We start from the raw sequence: 17,645 nt of genomic DNA on the forward strand, positions 1-17,645 counted from the left end.
GGTCAGCAGCCGATCACCCAGTAGCCGGGGCCGGTCTGCTTGAGGGTGGACGTGTAGAAGGTGTTGTAGAGGCCCATCCGCTGGTTGCTGCCGAGGGCGTAGGCGTAGCCGCCGGACTGGTAGGCCCGGCCGGCGGTCACGTGGGCATAGTTGCTGGCCGTGACGCAGACCGGCGCCGCGGTGGGCGACGGCGAGGACGAGGGCGACGCGGTCGCCGTCGGGGTCGCGGTCGGGCTGGTGGTCGGGCTCGGCGTCACCCCGCCGTCGAGGCCGAAGAAGAGCGCGTCCCGGTAGGTCGAGCAGATGGTGTCCAGGAAGTACGCGGCGGTGCTGCCGCACTGGTCGGTGGCGGAGCCGGGGTCGACCGGCGTGCCGTGGCCCATCCCGGAGACCCGGTAGAGCCGGACCTGGTCGGCGCCGTACACCTCGAGGCTGGTGCCGCCGGGCAGGGTGCCGGTGCTGGTCGGGGTCGACGGGACGCCGAGCACGTTGGTCCACTGGTCGCGCGACTCGGCGGCGTTCAGCGGCGCGACCGTGGTGTCCGAGGTGCCGTGCCAGATGGCCACCCGGGGCCGCTTGCCGCCGTAGCCGGAGTAGGCGTTGCGGACCAGGTCGCCCCACTGCGCCGGGGTCTTGTCCACGCCCGGGTTCATGCAGCTGAAGGCGTTGACCATGCTGGTGGCGCAGCGGTAGGGCAGGCCGGCGATCACCGAGCCGGCGGCGAACACGTCGGGGTAGGTGGCGAGCATGACGGCGCTCATCGCCCCACCGCCCGACAGGCCGCTGACGTAGACCCGGCCCGGGTCGGTGCCGTAGGTGGTCTTCGCGTGGTCGACCATCTGCTTGATCGACAGGGCCTCGCCCTGGCCGCGGGCGGTGTCGCCGGTCTCGAACCAGTTGAAGCACGAGTTGGCGTTGTTGGCCGAGGGCTGCTGGGGCACGATCAGGGTGAACTTCCACCGGTCGGCGTACTTCTGCCAGCCGGAGTTGGTGAAGTAGCCGGTGGCGTTCTGGGTGCAGCCGTGCAGCAGCACCACGGCGGGCGCGTTGGCCGGCAGCCCGTCCGGCCGGTACGCGTACATGGCCAGGTTGCCGGGGTTGGAGCCGAAGCCGGTGACCTGGGTGAGCGCGGCGGCCTGGGCGGGCAGCGCGGCGGTGAGGACCGCGGCGGCGGCCAGCACCACGCCGGCGGCCGCCCCGGCGAGTCGGGTGAGCAGGGTCGAGGAGCGGCGCACGGCGACCTCCCTGGTGGCGGAATGTGAACTGGGTCACCTTCGAGTTGCCGAGACGTTACGACGCCGTTTCCCCGCGCCGGAATGGCGTCCGCTCACACATTCACGGACGCCGAAGTGTTGACCGCCGGGTGAGGAAAGGTTAGGAGTCTGACCGGCCTGTCCAGATCCGGTTGGTAACGTCCGCTCCGTGCCGTCCTCCCCGTCCCAGGTCCCGGGCCCGTCGCCCACCCCCGAGCCCGGCCACCGGGACCGGCGGGCCGACCTCGTCGTGGTGCTCGCCGCGCTGGCCCTGGCCTGCTGGGTGACCAGCGGCCTGTGGTGGGGCCCGAACACCCGGGCCATCACGGTCAACTCCAGCGACCAGGCGCTCTTCGAGTGGCTGCTGGCCTTCGGCGGGCACGCGCTCACCCACGGCGAGAACCCGTTCTTCACCGACCTGATCAACGTCCCGGACGGGGTCAACCTCGCGGTCAACACCTCGATCACCGCGTACGCCGTGGTCTTCGCGCCGCTGACGTACCTGATCGGGCCGCCCGCCACCTTCCTGGTGATCCTCACCCTCAACCTCGCCGCCACCGCGGTGGCCTGGTACTGGCTGCTCAGCCGGTACCTGGTCGGCAGCCAGCTGGCCGCCGGGGTGGGCGCGCTCTTCATCGCTTACTGCCCGGCGATGGTCTCGCACGCCAACGCGCACCTGAACTGGACCGCCGGCTGGCTGGTGCCGCTGCTGATCTGGGGCGTGTTCCGGCTGCGCCGACCCGGCCGGGCGATCCGCGGCGGCATCGTGCTCGGCGTGCTGGTGGCGGTCGCGTTCTCGATCGCCGCCGAGGGGCTCTTCTTCACCGCCCTGGCGCTCGCCTTCTTCCTGCTGGTCCGCGCGGTGCACCCGGCCCGGCGGGCCGAGGCCCGGGCGGACCTGCTCCCCTTCCTGCGCGGCCTGGGGGTGACCGCGCTGGTGGCCGGCGTGCTGTTGGCGTACCCGCTGTGGCTGCACTTCGCCGGCCCGCAGCGCTTCCACGGCACCGGCTTCGACCCGATGATCCACTCCGAGGACATCGCGGCGTTCGGGTCGTACCCGCGCCGGTCCCTGGCCGGCTGGGCCGGGCTGGGCACCTCGCTGGCCCCCAACCCGACCGAGGAGAACTCCTTCTTCGGCATCCCGCTGCTGCTGCTCGCGGCCGGCTGCTTCACCTTCCTCTGGACCCGGGCGGACCGGGCGTTCCGGGCCACCCTCACCGCGCTGGGCCTGACCGCCGTGGTCTTCGCGGTGCTCTCCTGGGGGCCCCGGGCCAAGTGGAACGGCCGGCGCACCGATCAGCTCCTGCCGTTCGGGGTGCTGGACAACCTGCCGGTGATCAACGCGGCGCTGCCGTCCCGGCTGGCCCTGGTGGCGGCCCCGGTGATCGGCCTGCTGCTGGCGTACACGATCGACCGGCTGCGCGCCCGGCCACCCCGGCACCGCTGGACCGAGCTGGCCTGGGCGCTCGGCTTCGCCGCCGCGCTGCTGCCGCTGCTGCCCACCCCGCTGCTCACCAGCGTGCGCGAGCCGATTCCCGACTTCATCACCAGCGGCACCTGGCAGCGCTACGTCTCGCCCGACGGGGTGCTCACCCCGCTGCCGGTGACCGTCGACCTCTACCCCGACGGCCAGCGCTGGCAGGCGTACGCGCTGGCCCACCAGCAGCGCACGTTCCGCATCCCGGCCGGGTTCTTCCTCGGCCCCGGCGGGCCGGACGGCCGCGGGCGGATCGGGCCGGTGCCGCGCAGCTTCAGCGCCCTGATGGACCAGGCGGGGCGGACCCGCCTGGTGCCGATCATCACCGACGGCAGCATCAAGGAGGCCCTGGCCGACCTGCACTACTGGCGGGTCGAGACGGTGGTGCTGGCCGACCGGGTGCACGGCGCCAAGTTCGACGTCGACGAGGAGACGGTGCGCCGCACCGCCACCGCGCTGCTCGGCCCGCCCGAGCGGGTGGACGACGTCTGGCTCTGGCGGGTCCCGCCCGGGTGACTCGGCGCACCCGGTCGGGAAGGCGCTCGACCCGCCGGCGCAACCGCCCACCCGGGCCGGACGCGACGAGGCTCACGCCGCCCGCCCACCCGGGGCGGGACTAGGCTGGACGGGTGAGCGTGACGACTTCCGGGTTGACCACCGTCCGTGCCGGGGTGCTGGACTACCAGGCCGCGTGGGACGAGCAACGCCGGCTGCACGAGGCCGTGGTGGCCGGCGAGCGCGGCGACACCGTGCTGCTGCTGGAGCACCCCAGCGTCTACACCGCCGGCAAGCGGACCGAGCCGTGGGACCGCCCGATGGACGGCACCCCGGTCGTCGACGTCGACCGCGGCGGCAAGATCACCTGGCACGGTCCGGGGCAGCTCGTCGGCTACCCCATCGTCACGCTGCCCGACCCGGTCGACGTGGTCGCCTACGTGCGGCGCGTGGAGCAGATGCTGATCGACGTCTGCGCCGAGTTCGGGCTGGCCGCCGGCCGGGTCGAGGGGCGCAGCGGCGTCTGGGTGCCGGAGGACGACCGGGGGCCGGCCCGCAAGGTGGCGGCCATCGGCATCCGGGTGGCGCGCGGCGTGACCCTGCACGGCTTCGCGATCAACTGCGACTGCGACCTGACCTACTTCGACCGGATCGTCCCGTGCGGGATCCGGGACGCCGGGGTCACCTCGCTCAGCGCCGAGTTGGGCCGCCCGATCACGGTGGCCGACGTGCTCCCGGTCGTCGAGCGGCACCTCGCCACCATCGTCGCGGCCGGCTGACCACGTCCCGAGGGGTCCGGGCCGCCGCGTAGGCTCGTGCGGTGCGGATCGATCTCGTCACCCTGGTCGTCGCCGAGTACGACCCGGCGATCACCTTCTTCACCGAGGTGCTCGGCTTCGAGCTGGTGGAGGACAAGCCGTCGCTGACCAACGACGGCCGCCCCAAGCGCTGGGTGGTGGTCCGCCCGCCGGGCGGCGGCACCGGCCTGCTGCTGGCCCGCGCCGACGGCCAGCACCAGCAGGCCGCGGTGGGCGACCAGACCCACGGCCGGGTCGGCTTCTTCCTCCAGGTCGACGACTTCGACGCCACCTACCGGCGGATGGTCGAGGCGAAGGTCGAGTTCGTGCGGCCCCCGCGCACCGAGCCGTACGGCCGGGTCGCCGTCTTCCGGGACCTGGCCGGCAACCCCTGGGACCTGCTCGGCCCCGCCTGACCCGAGAGAGGACCTCGATGACCGACGTGCTGCCGACCCAGCGACGGATCGCCGCGGAGCTCCAGGTGCCGGCGACCTTCGACGCCGCCGAGGAGATCGAGCGACGGCTGGTCTTCCTCGCCGACCGCCTGGTCGACACCGGCCTGGCCACGCTGGTGCTCGGCATCAGCGGCGGCGTCGACTCCACCACCGCCGGACGGCTCTGCCAGCTCGCCGCGGCCCGGGCCCGGGAGGCCGGCCACCGGGCCGAGTTCGTCGCCATGCGCCTGCCGTACGGGGTGCAGGCCGACGAGCAGCACGCCCGGGCCGCGCTGGATTTCATCCGCCCGGACCGGGTGCTCACCGTCGACGTCAAGCCGGCCGCCGACGCCGCCCTGGACGCGCTGGTCGCCGGCGGGCTGGCGTTCCGCGACGCGGCCCAGCGGGACTTCGTGCTCGGCAACATCAAGGCCCGGCAGCGCATGATCGCCCAGTACGCGGTCGCCGGCGCGACGGGCGGGCTGGTGGTGGGCACCGACCACGCCGCCGAGGCGGTCACCGGCTTCTTCACCAAGCACGGCGACGGGGCGGCGGACGTGGTGCCGTTGACCGGGCTGACCAAGCGCCGGGTGCGGGCGCTGGCCGAGGCGCTCGGCGCCCCCGCCGAGCTGGTCGGCAAGGCGCCCACCGCCGACCTGGAGAGCCTGGCTCCGGGCAAGCTCGACGAGGACGCGCTCGGCCTGGCGTACGAGCAGATCGACGACTACCTGGAGGGCCGGCCGGTGCCCGCGCAGGTCGAGGAGAAGCTGGTCGCCCGCTACCGGGCCACCGACCACAAGCGCCGGCTCCCGATCGCCCCGTAGGGCAAATCGGTCCACCATATAGACATCGATTGATATTCGTATTCATGGATGCAATTCTGGCTTGGAAGCGCTCCCATCACCGACTCCACGCGCCGAAGGAGGACGTACCGTGCGTTCCCACAAGCCCGAGCAATCCGGCCGGCAGCCCCGCTCAGCCGTCCACCACCCCGTTCGAGCGCTCGCCGTGGTGCTGACCATGCTGGTCGGCATGCTGGCCGCGCCCGGCGCGGCCGAGGCCCACGGCACCATCGTCAGCCCGGGAACCAGGGCCTACAAGTGCTGGCAGAACTGGGGGAACAACCACACCAATCCGGCCATGCAGCAGCAGGACCCGATGTGCTACCGGGCGTTCCAGGCCAACCCCGACACCATGTGGAACTGGATGAGCGCGTTGCGGGACGGCCTCGGCGGGCAGTTCCAGGCCCGCACGCCCGACGGGCAGCTGTGCAGCAACGCACTCTCCCGCAACGACAGCCTGAACCAGCCCGGGCCGTGGAAGACGACCAACGTCGGCCGCAGCTTCACGGTCCAGCTCTACGACCAGGCCAGCCACGGCGCCGACTACTTCCGGGTCTACGTGAGCAAGCAGGGGTTCAACCCGACCACCCAGCGCCTGGGCTGGGGGAACCTCGACTACATCACGCAGACCGGCAGGTACGCGCCGGCGCAGAACATCAGCTTCACCATCTCGACCTCCGGCTACACCGGACACCACATCCTCTTCGTCATCTGGCAGGCATCCCACCTCGACCAGGCGTACATGTGGTGCAGTGACGTGAACTTCAGCTGACCGGCCCGGCCGCACTCCGGCCCAGGGCGTGCGCGTCCTGGGCCGGAGTCCGCCGGCGGTCAGGGTGTGAGCCGGTGCAGGTCCCGGGGGAAGGCGGTCACCTCCCGGACGTTGGCCGCGCCGGTCAGCCGGGCCACGAACCGTTCCAGCCCGATCGCGAAGCCGCCGTGCGGCGGCATGCCATGCCGGAACGCGTCCAGGTAGCCGGCGTACGGCTCGACCGGCTCGCCGCGGGCCGCCAGGGCGGCCAGGTAGTCCTCGTACCGGTGCAGCCGCTGCCCGCCGGTGACCAGCTCCATCCCCCGGAACAGCAGGTCGAAGCCGTTGGAGTGGCCCGGCCGGGCCGGGTCCGGGTGGGTGTAGAAGGGCCGCTTCGCCATCGGGTAGCCGGTGACGAAGAGGAAGTCGCTGCCGTGCTCGGCCCGCGCCCACTCGCCCAGTGCCCGCTCGTGGGCCGGGGCGAGGTCCGGCTCGTCGGCCGGCGCCCCGGCGATCGCCAGCGCCTCGGTGAAGTGCACCGCGGGGATCTCGGCGGGCACCCCGGGCAGGGTCAGGCCCAGCGTGCCGAGCGCGGTGCCGGCCCGGTCCGCCACCGCCGCCAGCATCCCGGCGAGGACGTCCCGCAGCACCGCCATCACCTCCCGGTGGTCGGTGACGAAGCCCAGCTCGACGTCGAGCGAGGTGTACTGGGCCAGGTGCCGGACCGTGTCGTGCGGCTCGGCGCGGAACACCGGCCCCACCTCGTACACCCGCTCGAAGACGCCGACCATGAGCTGCTTGTAGAACTGCGGCGACTGGGCCAGGTACGCGGGCCGGCCGAACCAGTCCAGCGCGAAGACGTTCGCCCCGCTCTCGGTGGAGGTGGCGACCACCTTCGGGGTGTGGATCTCCACGAAGCCGCGCTCGTCCAGGGCGGCCCGGAAGCCGGCCACCGCCGCCGCGGAGATCCGCAGCGCCGCCGCGCGGGTGGGGTGGCGCAGCGCGGTCGGGGCATGGTCGAGCTGGGTGGGCAGGGAGGCGGTGAGCGCCGGCCGGTACAGGTCGAACGGCGGCGGCACGGCGGGCGGCCCGAGCGGTCGTACCGTGGGGTCGACGACCTCGACCCCGGCGGGCGCGGTCGGGTTCGCGACCGCCGTGCCGGTGACCTCGACGACGCTCTCCTCGGGCAGCGCCTCGACGGCGGCGCGTACGGCGGGGTCGGTGACCACCACCTGGGCCAGGCCGGCCGCGTCCCGGACGATCAGGAAGGCCACCGACTTGAGCAGCCGGCGGCGGTGCGTCCAGCCGGCGATCCGGACGGATTCGCCGACATGGTGGTTGAGCTGGGAAGACAGGATGCGTTGCATGGTGGCTACCTCCTTGATCAATCGCAACGCGATCCCCAGGGAGTGTGGGCGAGCGGGATCCTCGCGGTGCCACCACACCTTCGCCCCCGCTCGCGCGGAGGCCTCGTTCGTCGCCTTTTCACCGGGGCCAGCCGGGCGGGTTCTACTGGGTGCGCCTGTCCGGCCGGGCCCTCGCGTATCGCAGGCGTTCCCGCCGGGCCCTGCCGTGCACCGCACCGTTCTTCCCGCAGCTCGGGAGGGTCTTCGCGCACCGGCGCCAGACCGCCTCTCAGCAACCGGCGGCTCTCTGCGCTGGCGGGTCGGCGCGCTACTCGGCTCCGTCGCAGCTCTGCCGGCCACGCTAACACCCGCAGCCGGCCACTGTGACGGCCATTTTTCGCCACTGGTGTCCGGTGTCACAACCTCTGGCGCGTGACGCCCGTCGCCCGAAGTCCATCGACGGCCACCGACCGGCGTACGCTCGGCGTTGTGACGATCGAGCACTCCGCGCCGACGACTGAGCAGGCCGCGCGCCCCGCAACCGTCGCCCCCGAGGGGCGGCGGATGCTGCGGATCGAGGCGCGCAACGCCGAGACGCCGATCGAGCGCAAACCGCCGTGGATCAAGGTCAAGGCCAAGATGGGCCCGGAGTACACCCAACTGCGCGGGCTGGTCTCGCGCGAAGGGCTGCACACCGTCTGCCAGGAGGCCGGCTGCCCCAACATCTACGAGTGCTGGGAGGACCGGGAGGCCACCTTCCTCATCGGTGGCGACCAGTGCACCCGGCGCTGCGACTTCTGCCAGATCGACACCGGCAAGCCGGCCGAGTTCGACGCCGACGAGCCGCGCCGGGTCGCCGAGTCGGTGGCCGCGATGGGCCTGCGCTACGCCACCATCACCGGCGTGGCCCGCGACGACCTGCCCGACGGCGGCGCCTGGCTCTACGCCGAGACGGTCCGGCAGATCCACGCCCTCCAGTCCGGCTGCGGCGTCGAGCTGCTGATCCCCGACTTCAACGCGGTGCCCGAGCAGCTCGCCGAGGTCTTCGGCTCGCGTCCCGAGGTGCTCGCACACAACGTGGAGACGGTGCCGCGGATCTTCAAGCGGATCCGCCCGGCGTTCCGCTACGACCGCTCGCTCGACGTGATCCGGCAGGCCCGCGCCGCCGGGCTGGTCACCAAGAGCAACCTGATCCTCGGCATGGGCGAGGAGCGGGCCGAGGTCTCCCAGGCGCTGCGCGACCTGCACGACGCCGGCTGCGAGCTGATCACCATCACCCAGTACCTGCGCCCCTCCCCCCGGCACCACCCGGTCACCCGCTGGGTCAAGCCGGAGGAGTTCGTCGAGCTGCGCGAGGAGGCCGAGGAGATCGGCTTCGCCGGCGTGATGAGCGGGCCGCTGGTTCGCTCCTCGTACCGGGCGGGCCGGCTCTACCAGCAGGCCCTGTCGGCCCGCGAAGCGGTCACCGCCGCCGGCTGAGCCGCCCACCTGCCGCGTCACCCGTCGCCCCGGCCCGGTCCCCGGTCCGGGGCGATCGACGTACTGGCCGGCCCGCTCACGCGGACCGCGCCCGTCCTCCGGCCCGCTCCGCGGCCACCGGCCGCGCCCGTCCTCCGGCCCGCTCGCCCGGCTACCGGCCGCGCCGCTGGTCCGGCGGGCCCGCCGGCGGCTCCAGCAGGCCGAGGCGGTGGGCCAGGGCAGCCGCCTCCACCCGGTTGCCGACGTCGAGCTTCGCGATGATCCGGGACACGTGCACGCTCGCCGTCTTCGGCGAGATGAAGAGCTGCTCGGCGATGCGGCTGTTGCTGTGCCCCTCGGCGACCAGCCGCAGCACCTCCTGCTCGCGGCTGGTGAGCAGGTCCGGCCCGGGGCGACCACCGCCGCGCAACCCGACCCGGCGGGCCAGGGTGGCGGCCTGCTCGGCCAGCGGGACGGCACCGAGCCGCCCGGCGATCTCGGCTGTTTCGCCTACCGCCGCGGCGACCTCGTCCCGCTCCCCCACCGCGGCGGCGGCCTCGGCCAGCCCGAGCAGCGCGCGGCCCAGCGGGTACGGCGGCCCGGCCGCACGCCACGCCGCCACCGCCGCGCGCCACGCCGCCAGCACGGCACCGGCCCCGGCGACCCGCGTGCCGGCCACCGCTCCCTCGCCGGCCCGGACCCGCCCACCGGTGCCGTCGATGCCGGCGAGGATCGCGGGGATCTGGGCGGCGTGCGCCCGCTCGGCCGGATAGCGGGCCGGCAGCGCGGCGGCCACCTCGGCCACCTCGGCGGCCAGCCCGGCGTCGGCGACCAGCGCGGCGGCCCGGGCGGTCGCGCTGAGCAGCGACCACCCCTCGCGGGGCAGGCCGGGCAGGCGCTCGTCGGCCAGGGCGGCCCGCGCCGCGGCCACCGCCTCCACCTTGTCAGCGACCGCGAGCGCCGCCTCGATCCGCAACTCCCGCAACGGCAGCCGGAGGTTCGGCCACAGGTAGGGGCGGGCCAGGAAGGCCAGCGCCCGGCCGGTCAGCTCGTCGGCGGCGGGGTGGGCCCGGGCCAGCCGCAACCCGGCCCGGAGCTGCAGCCAGTGCAGCCCGGACACGCCCGGCGGGTCGATCCGGGCCGCCTGTGCGCAGGCCTCGTCGGCCTCGTCCCAGCGGCCCAGCGCGATCAGCGCCTCGGCCCGGTTGGACAGCAGGTACGCCCCGGTCGAGCGGCTGATCCCGACCCGGCGCGCCTCGGCGACCCCGCCGGCCGCCGCCTCCGCGGACTCGGCGTACGAACCCAGCTCGTAGAGCACGTCGGAGAGGTGGACCAGGGCGCTGACCAGCGCCGACGCGTTGCCGGTGGCGCGGGCCAGGGCCTCCGCCCGGCGCAGCTCGACCAATCCCAGGTCCGGGGCGCGTGCGGTGCGGCAGAGCATGGCGATCCGGGTGGCCAACAGGGCCGTTTCCTCACCGACCGCCTCGGCGCCGGCCATCGCCTCGGCGGCAATTGAGGCGGCCTGCCCCGGATCGATCTTCACCAGGTGCGCGGCGATGTCGGCGAGCAGCCGTACCCGTTCCGGGCCGTCCGGCGTGTCGGCGGCCAGCCGGTACCCCTCGCGTACCTCGGCCGTGCCGTCGGTCTTGCCGAGCAGGGCGAGCAGCCGGCCGCGCTGGTAGAGCAGGCGGGCGGCGCGGAGCGGCTCGGCGGCGGAGTCCACCTCCGCCAGCCCGGCCCGGGTGAGGGTGAGCGCCCGGTTGTAGTCGCCGGCGGTGACCGCCGCGGCCAGCGTCTCCTCCAGCACCCGCAGGTGGTCCATGGCCAGCCGGTCGGCGGCGTCGGGCACCAGCTCCCAGAGTTCGAGGACCCGTTCCAGCAGCCGGCTCTGCTCGGCGTAGGCGTACCGGTCGGCGGCCGCGCTGGCCGCGGCCCGGGCGGCGACCAGGGCGCGCGGGTGGTCGTGCGCGGCGTACCAGTGGTGGGCGATCTCGGCCGGGGCGCGGCCGGCGGCCACCAGGTGCGGCTGCGCCTCGATCGCGGCGGCGTACCGGGCGTGCAGCCGGGCGTGCTCGCCGGGGAGCAGCTCGTCGTGGACCGCCTCGCGGACCAGGGCGTGCCGGAACTCGTAGTCCCCGTCCGGGTCGGCCACCACGAGCTGGGCGGCCACCGCGGCGCGCAGCGCGTCCTCCAGCTCCAGCTCGGGCAGGCCGGCCACCTCGGCGAGCAGCTGGTGGGCGAAGCGGGTGCCACCCGCGGCGGCGATCCGCAGCACCCGCTGGGCCGGCTCGGGCAGCCGGTCCACCCGGGCCAGCAGCAGATCGCGCAGCGTCTCCGGGAGCGTGGCGCAGCCCACCGGGTCGCCCGCGGCGGCCAGTTCCTCGATGAAGAACGGGTTGCCCTGGGTACGTTCGTGCACGTCGTCGACCGCCCGGGGCGCCGGTTCGGCGCCGATCAGGTCGGCGAGGATGGCGGCCGTGCCGTCCCGGTCCAGCCGGCCCAGCTCCACCCGCTCCACGCCCCGCGCCCGGTCCAGCTCGGCCAGGAACGGGCGCAGCGGGTGGCCGCGGTGCAGCTCGTCGGTCCGGTAGGTGCAGACCAGCAGCAGGCGGGCGGCCCGGGCGGCCCGGACCAGGAAGCCGATCAGGTCCCGGGTGGAGCGGTCCGCCCAGTGCAGGTCCTCGATCACCAGCACCAGCGGGCGCTCCGCGGCGATCCGGCCGAACAGCTCGCAGACCAGGTCGAACAGGTAGCCCCGCGGAGTGTCCGAGACGGGCAGCCCGGCGGGCGCGGCCGCCGCCGGCACCCGGGCAAGCTCCGGCAGCAGCCGGGCGAACTCCGCCTCGTACCCGGCGAAGGGCGCCGGACCGTCGCGGCGCAGCACCTCGCGCAGCGCCGCCGCGAACGGCGCGAACGGCAGGCCGGCCTCGCCGAGCTCCAGGCACTGGCCGACCAACATCCGGGCCCCGGCGGCCGCGACGTGGGCGCGGAACTCCTCCAGCAGCCGGGTCTTGCCGACGCCGGCCTCGCCGCCGACCAGCACGGTGACGGGCTCGCCGGCACGGGCCCGGCCGAGCGCGGCGCGCAACTCGGCCAACTCTCTCTGGCGGCCCACGAGGACGGTGCTGGCGGCGCGTACGGTCACGCCGTCGAGCATGCCACGGCCGGGCGGCGCACCGTCCCGGCCGACCGGCCGGTCTGCGGGACCGGCCGCCGCCGGGCCGGCCGCCCCCGTGGCGGTCGGCCCGGCACCTGCGCCGACCGCACCCGACCCGGCCGCGCCCGCGGCAGGGGCCGGGTCAGGTGCGGGATCCCGACCGGCCGGGCCGGGCGCGTCGCCGGGTGGCGGCGGCACCGGGCCGGCCGGACCGGGTGTGTGGTCGCTCCGACCGCCGGTGGGCGGCGCGGCGAGGGTGGTCACCGACGGCCCTGGGCCGCGCGGGCGGCGTCGTGGCGCCGGCCCAGCCAGCTGCGCTGGTGGCGGCGGGGCACCGACCGGGCGAGCCGGTCGCGGGCCGCGTCGGCCTGGAGCTCGGAGGCGTGGTTGCGGTGGATGGTGAGCATCAATTCCGCGTCGTTGCCGAACATGTCGTTTCCCCTGTCGTGTCGTTCTCGCTGTCGACACTCACTTTCCGCGCGAAGGTGGCCCCGGGGCATGGGTCCACTGCCTGATCTTCGGCCCCTCCCCCTCCTTACCGGCGGGCCTGAGGGGGCCGCCGGCGACGTAAGGTACTCAGCGCGGGCGGAAGGCCGGCCACGGATCAACCGGTGGCGGAGCGACCACTAGACTCTGCGGCATGGCAAAGCCCCAGGAGAAGGTCTCGTTCGGCCAGCGGCTGAAGCAGATCGGGATGGTGTTCCAGTTCACCGCCAAGCAGGACCGGTGGTTCGCGCCGCTGACCGCGGCGGCGGTGCTGATCCCGCTGGCGCTCACCGTGGTCGCCGTGCTCCTGTGGGGTTGGATCTGGCTGCCGATCGGCATCCTGTTCATCCTGCTCGCGGTGCTGATCGTGCTCAACCTGCGGTCCAACAAGGCGATGATGAACGCCGCCGAGGGGCAGCCCGGCGCGGCGGCGCAGATCATGGAGAGCATGCGCGGCGACTGGCGGGTCACCCCGGCGGTCAGCTCGACCACCCAGATGGACATGGTGCACCTGGTGATCGGCCGCCCCGGCGTGATCCTGCTGGCCGAGGGGAACCCGCAGCGGGTGCGCGGCCTGCTCGGTCAGGAGAAGCGCCGGCTGGCCAAGGTGATCGGCACCGCCCCGCTGCACGACTACGTGATCGGTCAGGGCGAGGGCGAGTTGCCGATCCGCAAGCTGCGGATGACCCTGATGCGGCTGCCCCGCAACCTCGCCCCGAAGGACGTCAACGCCCTCGACAAGCGGCTCAAGGCGCTCACCGCCCGCCCGCAACTGCCCAAGGGCGCGATCCCGAAGAACATGCGGCCGCCGCGCGGCGCGTTCCGCCAGACCCGGGGTCGCTGACCCGAGGCGTACGCGAGAAGGAGCCGGACCCACGCGGGGCCGGCTCCTTCGTCGTCCGGTGGCTCAGCGGCGGACCGGTCGGGGGGCGTCGACGATGACCGAGCCGGTGAGCCGGTCGTGCAGGCCGCGGCGGTGCTCGTCCATGATCAGGGCGGGGACGACCAGGGCGAGCAGGAGACCGCGCAGCAGCGCCCGGGCCAGGCCGATCCGCCCGCCGTCGGCCCAGGACAGGCAGCGGACCCGGGTGACGTACATGCCCGGGGTCTGGGCGAACAGGCCGAGGAAGAAGCCGTACTCCAGCACCAGCACCAGCACCGGGGCCCAGCCGTCCCGGACCGGGTTGGCGAAGATGTTGGCGACCAGCAGGCAGAGCACCCAGTCGATGACGAGCGCGCCGAAGCGGCGGCCCAGGCTCGGGGGCGTGAAGCTGGGGTCCGCGGCGGGCGGCACCGGCACGGCGGCGGTATCGGTCACAGCGGTCAAGGGTAGTCAGCCCGCGTCCCGGCGCGGGCAGCGCGGCGGCACCGCGGGGCGCCGGTCACTGCTCCCGGCTGGACCGGATCGCCACCCCGGCGGCGCTGCGCGGTGCGGTCACTGCCCGGCTGGACCGGTTCGCCACCCAGCAAGGAAACGGACCATTGCCATCAATCAGCGGCACATCGACACAGCGGGTATCGTCCGAACGGAGACTCCACGGCGACTGAGCGGCTCGGATGACGCTCCGCGAGGGACGTAACACGGCGGAAACAGAGGAGACACGGCCGGGCAACCGCGCGGCCATAGCGTCGCCAGGAGCCAGCCACCGGAGTGGACCTGCCAGGAGGACGTGTGTTCGCCAATCCCGAGGAACTCCTGCGATACCTCAAGAACGAGGACGTGAAGTTCGTCGACGTACGTTTCTGTGACCTGCCCGGCGTGATGCAGCACTTCAACCTGCCGGTCGAGTCCTTCGACGACAGCGTCTTCACCGACGGCCTCGCGTTCGACGGTTCGTCGATCCGTGGCTTCCAGGCGATCCACGAGTCGGACATGCTCCTGCTCCCGGACGTCGCCAGCGCCTTCATCGACCCGTTCCGCGGGCAGAAGACCCTCGCGCTCAACTTCTTCATCCACGACCCGTTCACCCGCGAGGCGTACTCGCGGGACCCGCGGAACGTGGCGAAGAAGGCCGAGGCGTTCCTGGCCGCGAGCGGCATCGCCGACACCGCGTACTTCGGCGCCGAGGCGGAGTTCTACATCTTCGACTCGATCCGACACGAGACCTCCGCGCACCGGTCGTTCTACTACATCGACTCGATCGAGGGCGCGTGGAACTCCGGCCGCGAGGAGGAGGGCGGCAACCGCGGTTACAAGACCGCGTACAAGGGCGGCTACTTCCCGGTGCCGCCGGTTGACCACTACGCCGACCTGCGCGACAGCATGGTCCGCCGCCTGATCGACGCCGGCTTCACCGTGGAGCGTTCGCACCACGAGGTCGGCACCGCCGGCCAGTCGGAGATCAACTACAAGTTCTCCACCCTGCTGCACTCGGCCGACCAGCTCCAGCTCTTCAAGTACCTGATCAAGAACGAGGCCTGGGCCGCCGGCAAGACCGCCACCTTCATGCCGAAGCCGCTCTTCGGCGACAACGGCTCCGGCATGCACACCCACCAGAGCCTCTGGCTCAACGGCGAGCCGCTGTTCTACGACGAGACCGGCTACGCCGGCCTCTCCGACACGGCCCGCTGGTACATCGGCGGCCTGCTGCACCACGCGCCGTCGCTGCTGGCCTTCACCAACCCGACGGTCAACTCGTACCGCCGGCTGGTGCCGGGCTTCGAGGCGCCGGTCAACCTGGTCTACTCGCAGCGCAACCGCTCCGCGTGCACCCGGATCCCGGTCACCGGCAGCAACCCCAAGGCCAAGCGGGTCGAGTTCCGGGTGCCGGACCCGTCCAGCAACCCGTACCTCGCCTTCTCGGCCATGATGATGGCCGGCCTGGACGGCATCAAGAACAAGATCGAGCCGCCGGCGCCGATCGACAAGGACCTGTACGACCTGCCCCCGGAGGAGTGGGGCGACGTCAAGCAGGTGCCGGGCTCGCTCCCCGCCGTGCTCGACGCCCTCGAGGCCGACCACGACTACCTGCTCGACGGCGGCGTCTTCACCCCGGACCTGATCTCCACCTGGGTGTCCTGGAAGCGGGCCAACGAGGTCGACCCGGTGCGTCTGCGCCCGACCCCGCACGAGTTCGCGATGTACTTCGACTGCTGACCCGCCCGGGCGACACACACCACAGCAGCGGCCGGGCCGACTCCGCGACAGCGGGGCCGGCCCGGCCGCTTTCCGTGCGCACCGCCCCGAGGCGCGGCCGGGCCTTCTTGATCGACTCCGGTTGCGGCAAATCGGCCCCTCGGCGCGGTTTGAGACCACAGATTGCCGCAACCCGAGTCGATCAAGACAGCCGGTCGGACCGGGCGGAGCGGACCGGGCGGAGCGGACCGGGCGGACGGTCAGCGGGCGGGGTCAGGGGCGGGCGGACGGTCAGCGGGCGGGGTCAGGGGCGGGCGGTCAAGGCGGGCCGAACGGCCAAGGCGGGGGGGCGGTCAGCGGGCCGGGCGGGGGCGGGTGGCCCGGGCGGCCCGGGCGGCCCGGATGGCGACGGCGGCCACCGCCAGGACCAGTGCCGTCATCGCGATCGCGCCCGGGGCCTTGGTGAACCGGGCCAGGTTCGTGCCGTCGGGGAGGACGAGCAGCCCGGCCAGCGCGCAGGGCGCCACGAACCAGGCCGTCCGGGCCGGCGACCGGGTCGCCACGGCGAGCAGCGCGAGGGGCCAGACCGCGTACCAGGGGTGGAAGACCGGGGCGAGCAGGACCGTGGCGGCCAGCGCCAGGCCCGCCCCGAGCAGCGCCACCCGGGCCCGGGCCACCGCCGACGGCGAGGCCGACTCCGGCGGCGAGCCCGGCGTCGGCAACGGGACTGTCGACGCCGCGGGTTCCCGGACGACGCCCGGCCGGCGCAGCGCGGTCCACGACCGCCACCAGAGCGCCACCAGCAGCACGGCGAGCACGGCCAGCGCGGCCAGCCGAGCCACCGGCACGGCGTCGGGCTCCCGCCCGAACAGGCCGCCCGCGTAGTCGACGACGAAGCCCACGGCGGTCGGCGGCGAGGTCCACTGCTGCGAGTCGCCGCTGCGCGCCAGGCCGCCCAGCCAGCCGAGGCCCAGCCCGGTGGCGAGCGAGGTGGCCAGCAGCGCAGCCAGCACCCCGCCGGCGAGCCAGGCACCGGCGCCCAGCAGCGCCCGTACCGGGGCAGCCCGCGCCGCGCCGCCGAGCCTGGCCCCGTCGCGTTGAACGAACCGTTCGGGCGCCACGCCGCCGAGCCCGGCACCGTCGCGTCGAGGGAACCGGTCGGCTGCCACGCCGCCGAGCCCGGTAGCGCCGGGTCGCGGGGGGCGGCCGGGCAGCGCGACCAGCGCGGCGAACGGCAACACCACCACGGCGACCGCCTTCACCGCCACGGCGAGGCCCAGCAGCGCCCCGGCGAGCAGCAGCACGCCCGGCCGGCCCGGCCGGCGGAGCAGCACCAGCAGCCCGGAGAGGACCAGCCCGAGCGCGAGGGCGTCGTTGTGTACGCCGGCCACCAGGTGCACCCCGACCAGCGGGCAGGCCAGCACCAGCCAGGTCGCCCGCCGGGGTGGCACGCCGGCGGCGTGGGCCAGGCCCGGCAGGCAGAGCGCGGCCAGTAGCACCCCGGCCACCGCGGCCACCCGCAGCGCCACCAGCGCACCGACCAGGCCGCCCCCGGCCAGTACGGCCAGGCCGGCCAGCAGCACGAAGAACGGCCCGTACGGGGCGGGGGTGTCCCGCCAGATCGGGGGCACCGCGTCGGTCCACGGGCAGCCGGCCGCGGCCACCCCGACGCGGTAGGGATCGGCGCCGTGCGTCCAGGACCAGCCCTGGCAGGCGTACGAGTAGACGTCCCGGCTGCCCAGCGGCGGCGCGGCCAGCAGCGGCAGCAGCCACAGCCCGGCGGTCAGGTACGCCCACCGGGTCGACGGGGCGCCCCAGCGCAGCGACCACCAGGCGCCGGCCAGCAGCACCGCGCCGGCCAGCCAGCAGGCCAGGACCGGGGGCCCGTGCGGGGCGCGCCAGACGTCGGCGAAGCGGGTGACCGGCGGGGCGTCGGGCAGCGCGCCGCCCAGCCAGCCGGCGACGGTCAGCAGCACCGCGCCGAGCAGCCCGGCGTACCGGGCGAGCGCGGCGGCGACCGGCCGGACCGGCCCGTCGGGAAGCGTGCCGCCCGGCTCGCTCACCGGCACCTCT

14 protein-coding genes are annotated in these 17,645 nt (G+C 74.3%); 8 read left to right on the forward strand and 6 right to left on the reverse strand.

The features are described from left to right. Nucleotides 1–2: 2 nt before the first annotated feature. Entirely contained in the window at nt 3–1,235 is a 1,233-nt protein-coding gene (locus ACIBPB_RS09775; RefSeq protein WP_396839145.1) for a PHB depolymerase family esterase, read from the reverse strand. Between the two features lie 187 nt (nt 1,236–1,422). On the opposite strand from ACIBPB_RS09775, the gene ACIBPB_RS09780 reads away from it, so the two are divergent. The 5 genes from ACIBPB_RS09780 to ACIBPB_RS09800 all read left to right on the forward strand — a co-directional run bounded on the left by ACIBPB_RS09780 (nt 1,423) and on the right by ACIBPB_RS09800 (nt 6,070). Then, the gene (locus ACIBPB_RS09780) at nt 1,423–3,246 is read left to right on the forward strand and encodes a DUF3488 domain-containing protein (protein ID WP_396839146.1); all 1,824 of its coding nucleotides are present in this window, start codon (nt 1,423–1,425) and stop codon (nt 3,244–3,246) included. 113 nt (nt 3,247–3,359) lie between these two features. Then, nucleotides 3,360–4,004: a lipoyl(octanoyl) transferase LipB gene (lipB, locus tag ACIBPB_RS09785; RefSeq protein WP_396839147.1), complete on the forward strand. Its 645-nt coding sequence runs from the start codon at nt 3,360–3,362 to the stop codon at nt 4,002–4,004. 41 nt (nt 4,005–4,045) lie between these two features. Next, nucleotides 4,046–4,438: a VOC family protein gene (locus tag ACIBPB_RS09790; RefSeq protein WP_357316480.1), complete on the forward strand. Its 393-nt coding sequence runs from the start codon at nt 4,046–4,048 to the stop codon at nt 4,436–4,438. Between the two features lie 17 nt (nt 4,439–4,455). Next, nucleotides 4,456–5,280, forward strand: a complete 825-nt coding sequence (gene nadE, locus ACIBPB_RS09795; RefSeq protein WP_396839148.1) for an ammonia-dependent NAD(+) synthetase — start codon at nt 4,456–4,458, stop codon at nt 5,278–5,280. Between the two features lie 109 nt (nt 5,281–5,389). After that, on the forward strand, nt 5,390–6,070 hold the full coding sequence (locus tag ACIBPB_RS09800; protein WP_396839150.1) for a lytic polysaccharide monooxygenase: 681 nt from the start codon (nt 5,390–5,392) through the stop codon (nt 6,068–6,070). Between the two features lie 59 nt (nt 6,071–6,129). On the opposite strand, the gene aspS is transcribed toward ACIBPB_RS09800, so the two are convergent. Next, nucleotides 6,130–7,416, reverse strand: coding sequence for an aspartate--tRNA(Asn) ligase (gene aspS, locus ACIBPB_RS09805; protein WP_396839151.1), 1,287 nt, complete (start codon nt 7,414–7,416; stop codon nt 6,130–6,132). A gap of 411 nt (nt 7,417–7,827) precedes the next feature. Here aspS and lipA point away from each other — a divergent pair, with 411 nt between their 5' ends. After that, a complete protein-coding gene (lipA, locus tag ACIBPB_RS09810; protein WP_396839152.1) occupies nt 7,828–8,874 on the forward strand; it encodes a lipoyl synthase in 1,047 nt (348 codons plus the stop codon). A gap of 151 nt (nt 8,875–9,025) precedes the next feature. Here lipA and ACIBPB_RS09815 read toward each other — a convergent pair whose 3' ends face one another. Together ACIBPB_RS09815 and ACIBPB_RS09820 are read right to left on the reverse strand one after the other, a co-directional pair. Then, nucleotides 9,026–11,998, reverse strand: a complete 2,973-nt coding sequence (locus tag ACIBPB_RS09815) for an AAA family ATPase (protein ID WP_396839153.1) — start codon at nt 11,996–11,998, stop codon at nt 9,026–9,028. Nucleotides 11,999–12,270: 272 nt separating this feature from the next. Further along, on the reverse strand, nt 12,271–12,441 hold the full coding sequence (locus tag ACIBPB_RS09820; protein ID WP_396839154.1) for a hypothetical protein: 171 nt from the start codon (nt 12,439–12,441) through the stop codon (nt 12,271–12,273). A gap of 209 nt (nt 12,442–12,650) precedes the next feature. Here ACIBPB_RS09820 and ACIBPB_RS09825 point away from each other — a divergent pair, with 209 nt between their 5' ends. After that, nucleotides 12,651–13,340: a DUF4191 domain-containing protein gene (locus tag ACIBPB_RS09825; RefSeq protein WP_046568888.1), complete on the forward strand. Its 690-nt coding sequence runs from the start codon at nt 12,651–12,653 to the stop codon at nt 13,338–13,340. A 63-nt stretch (nt 13,341–13,403) separates the two neighbouring features. Here the strand turns inward: ACIBPB_RS09825 and ACIBPB_RS09830 are convergent, their stop codons facing one another. Then, a complete protein-coding gene (locus ACIBPB_RS09830) occupies nt 13,404–13,823 on the reverse strand; it encodes an RDD family protein (protein ID WP_396839155.1) in 420 nt (139 codons plus the stop codon). A gap of 345 nt (nt 13,824–14,168) precedes the next feature. Between ACIBPB_RS09830 and glnA the strand changes: the two genes are divergently transcribed. Then, nucleotides 14,169–15,593 carry a type I glutamate--ammonia ligase gene (gene glnA / locus ACIBPB_RS09835; protein WP_396839156.1) on the forward strand — a complete coding sequence of 475 codons (1,425 nt, stop codon included), beginning with the start codon at nt 14,169–14,171 and terminating at the stop codon, nt 15,591–15,593. A gap of 332 nt (nt 15,594–15,925) precedes the next feature. Here glnA and mptB read toward each other — a convergent pair whose 3' ends face one another. Beyond that, complete coding sequence (gene mptB, locus ACIBPB_RS09840) at nt 15,926–17,641, reverse strand: polyprenol phosphomannose-dependent alpha 1,6 mannosyltransferase MptB (protein WP_396839157.1); 1,716 nt, start codon at nt 17,639–17,641, stop codon at nt 15,926–15,928. Nucleotides 17,642–17,645: the final 4 nt, after the last annotated feature.

Source organism: Micromonospora sp. NPDC049836 (genome assembly GCF_044465125.1).
Classification (GTDB): domain Bacteria; phylum Actinomycetota; class Actinomycetes; order Mycobacteriales; family Micromonosporaceae; genus Micromonospora.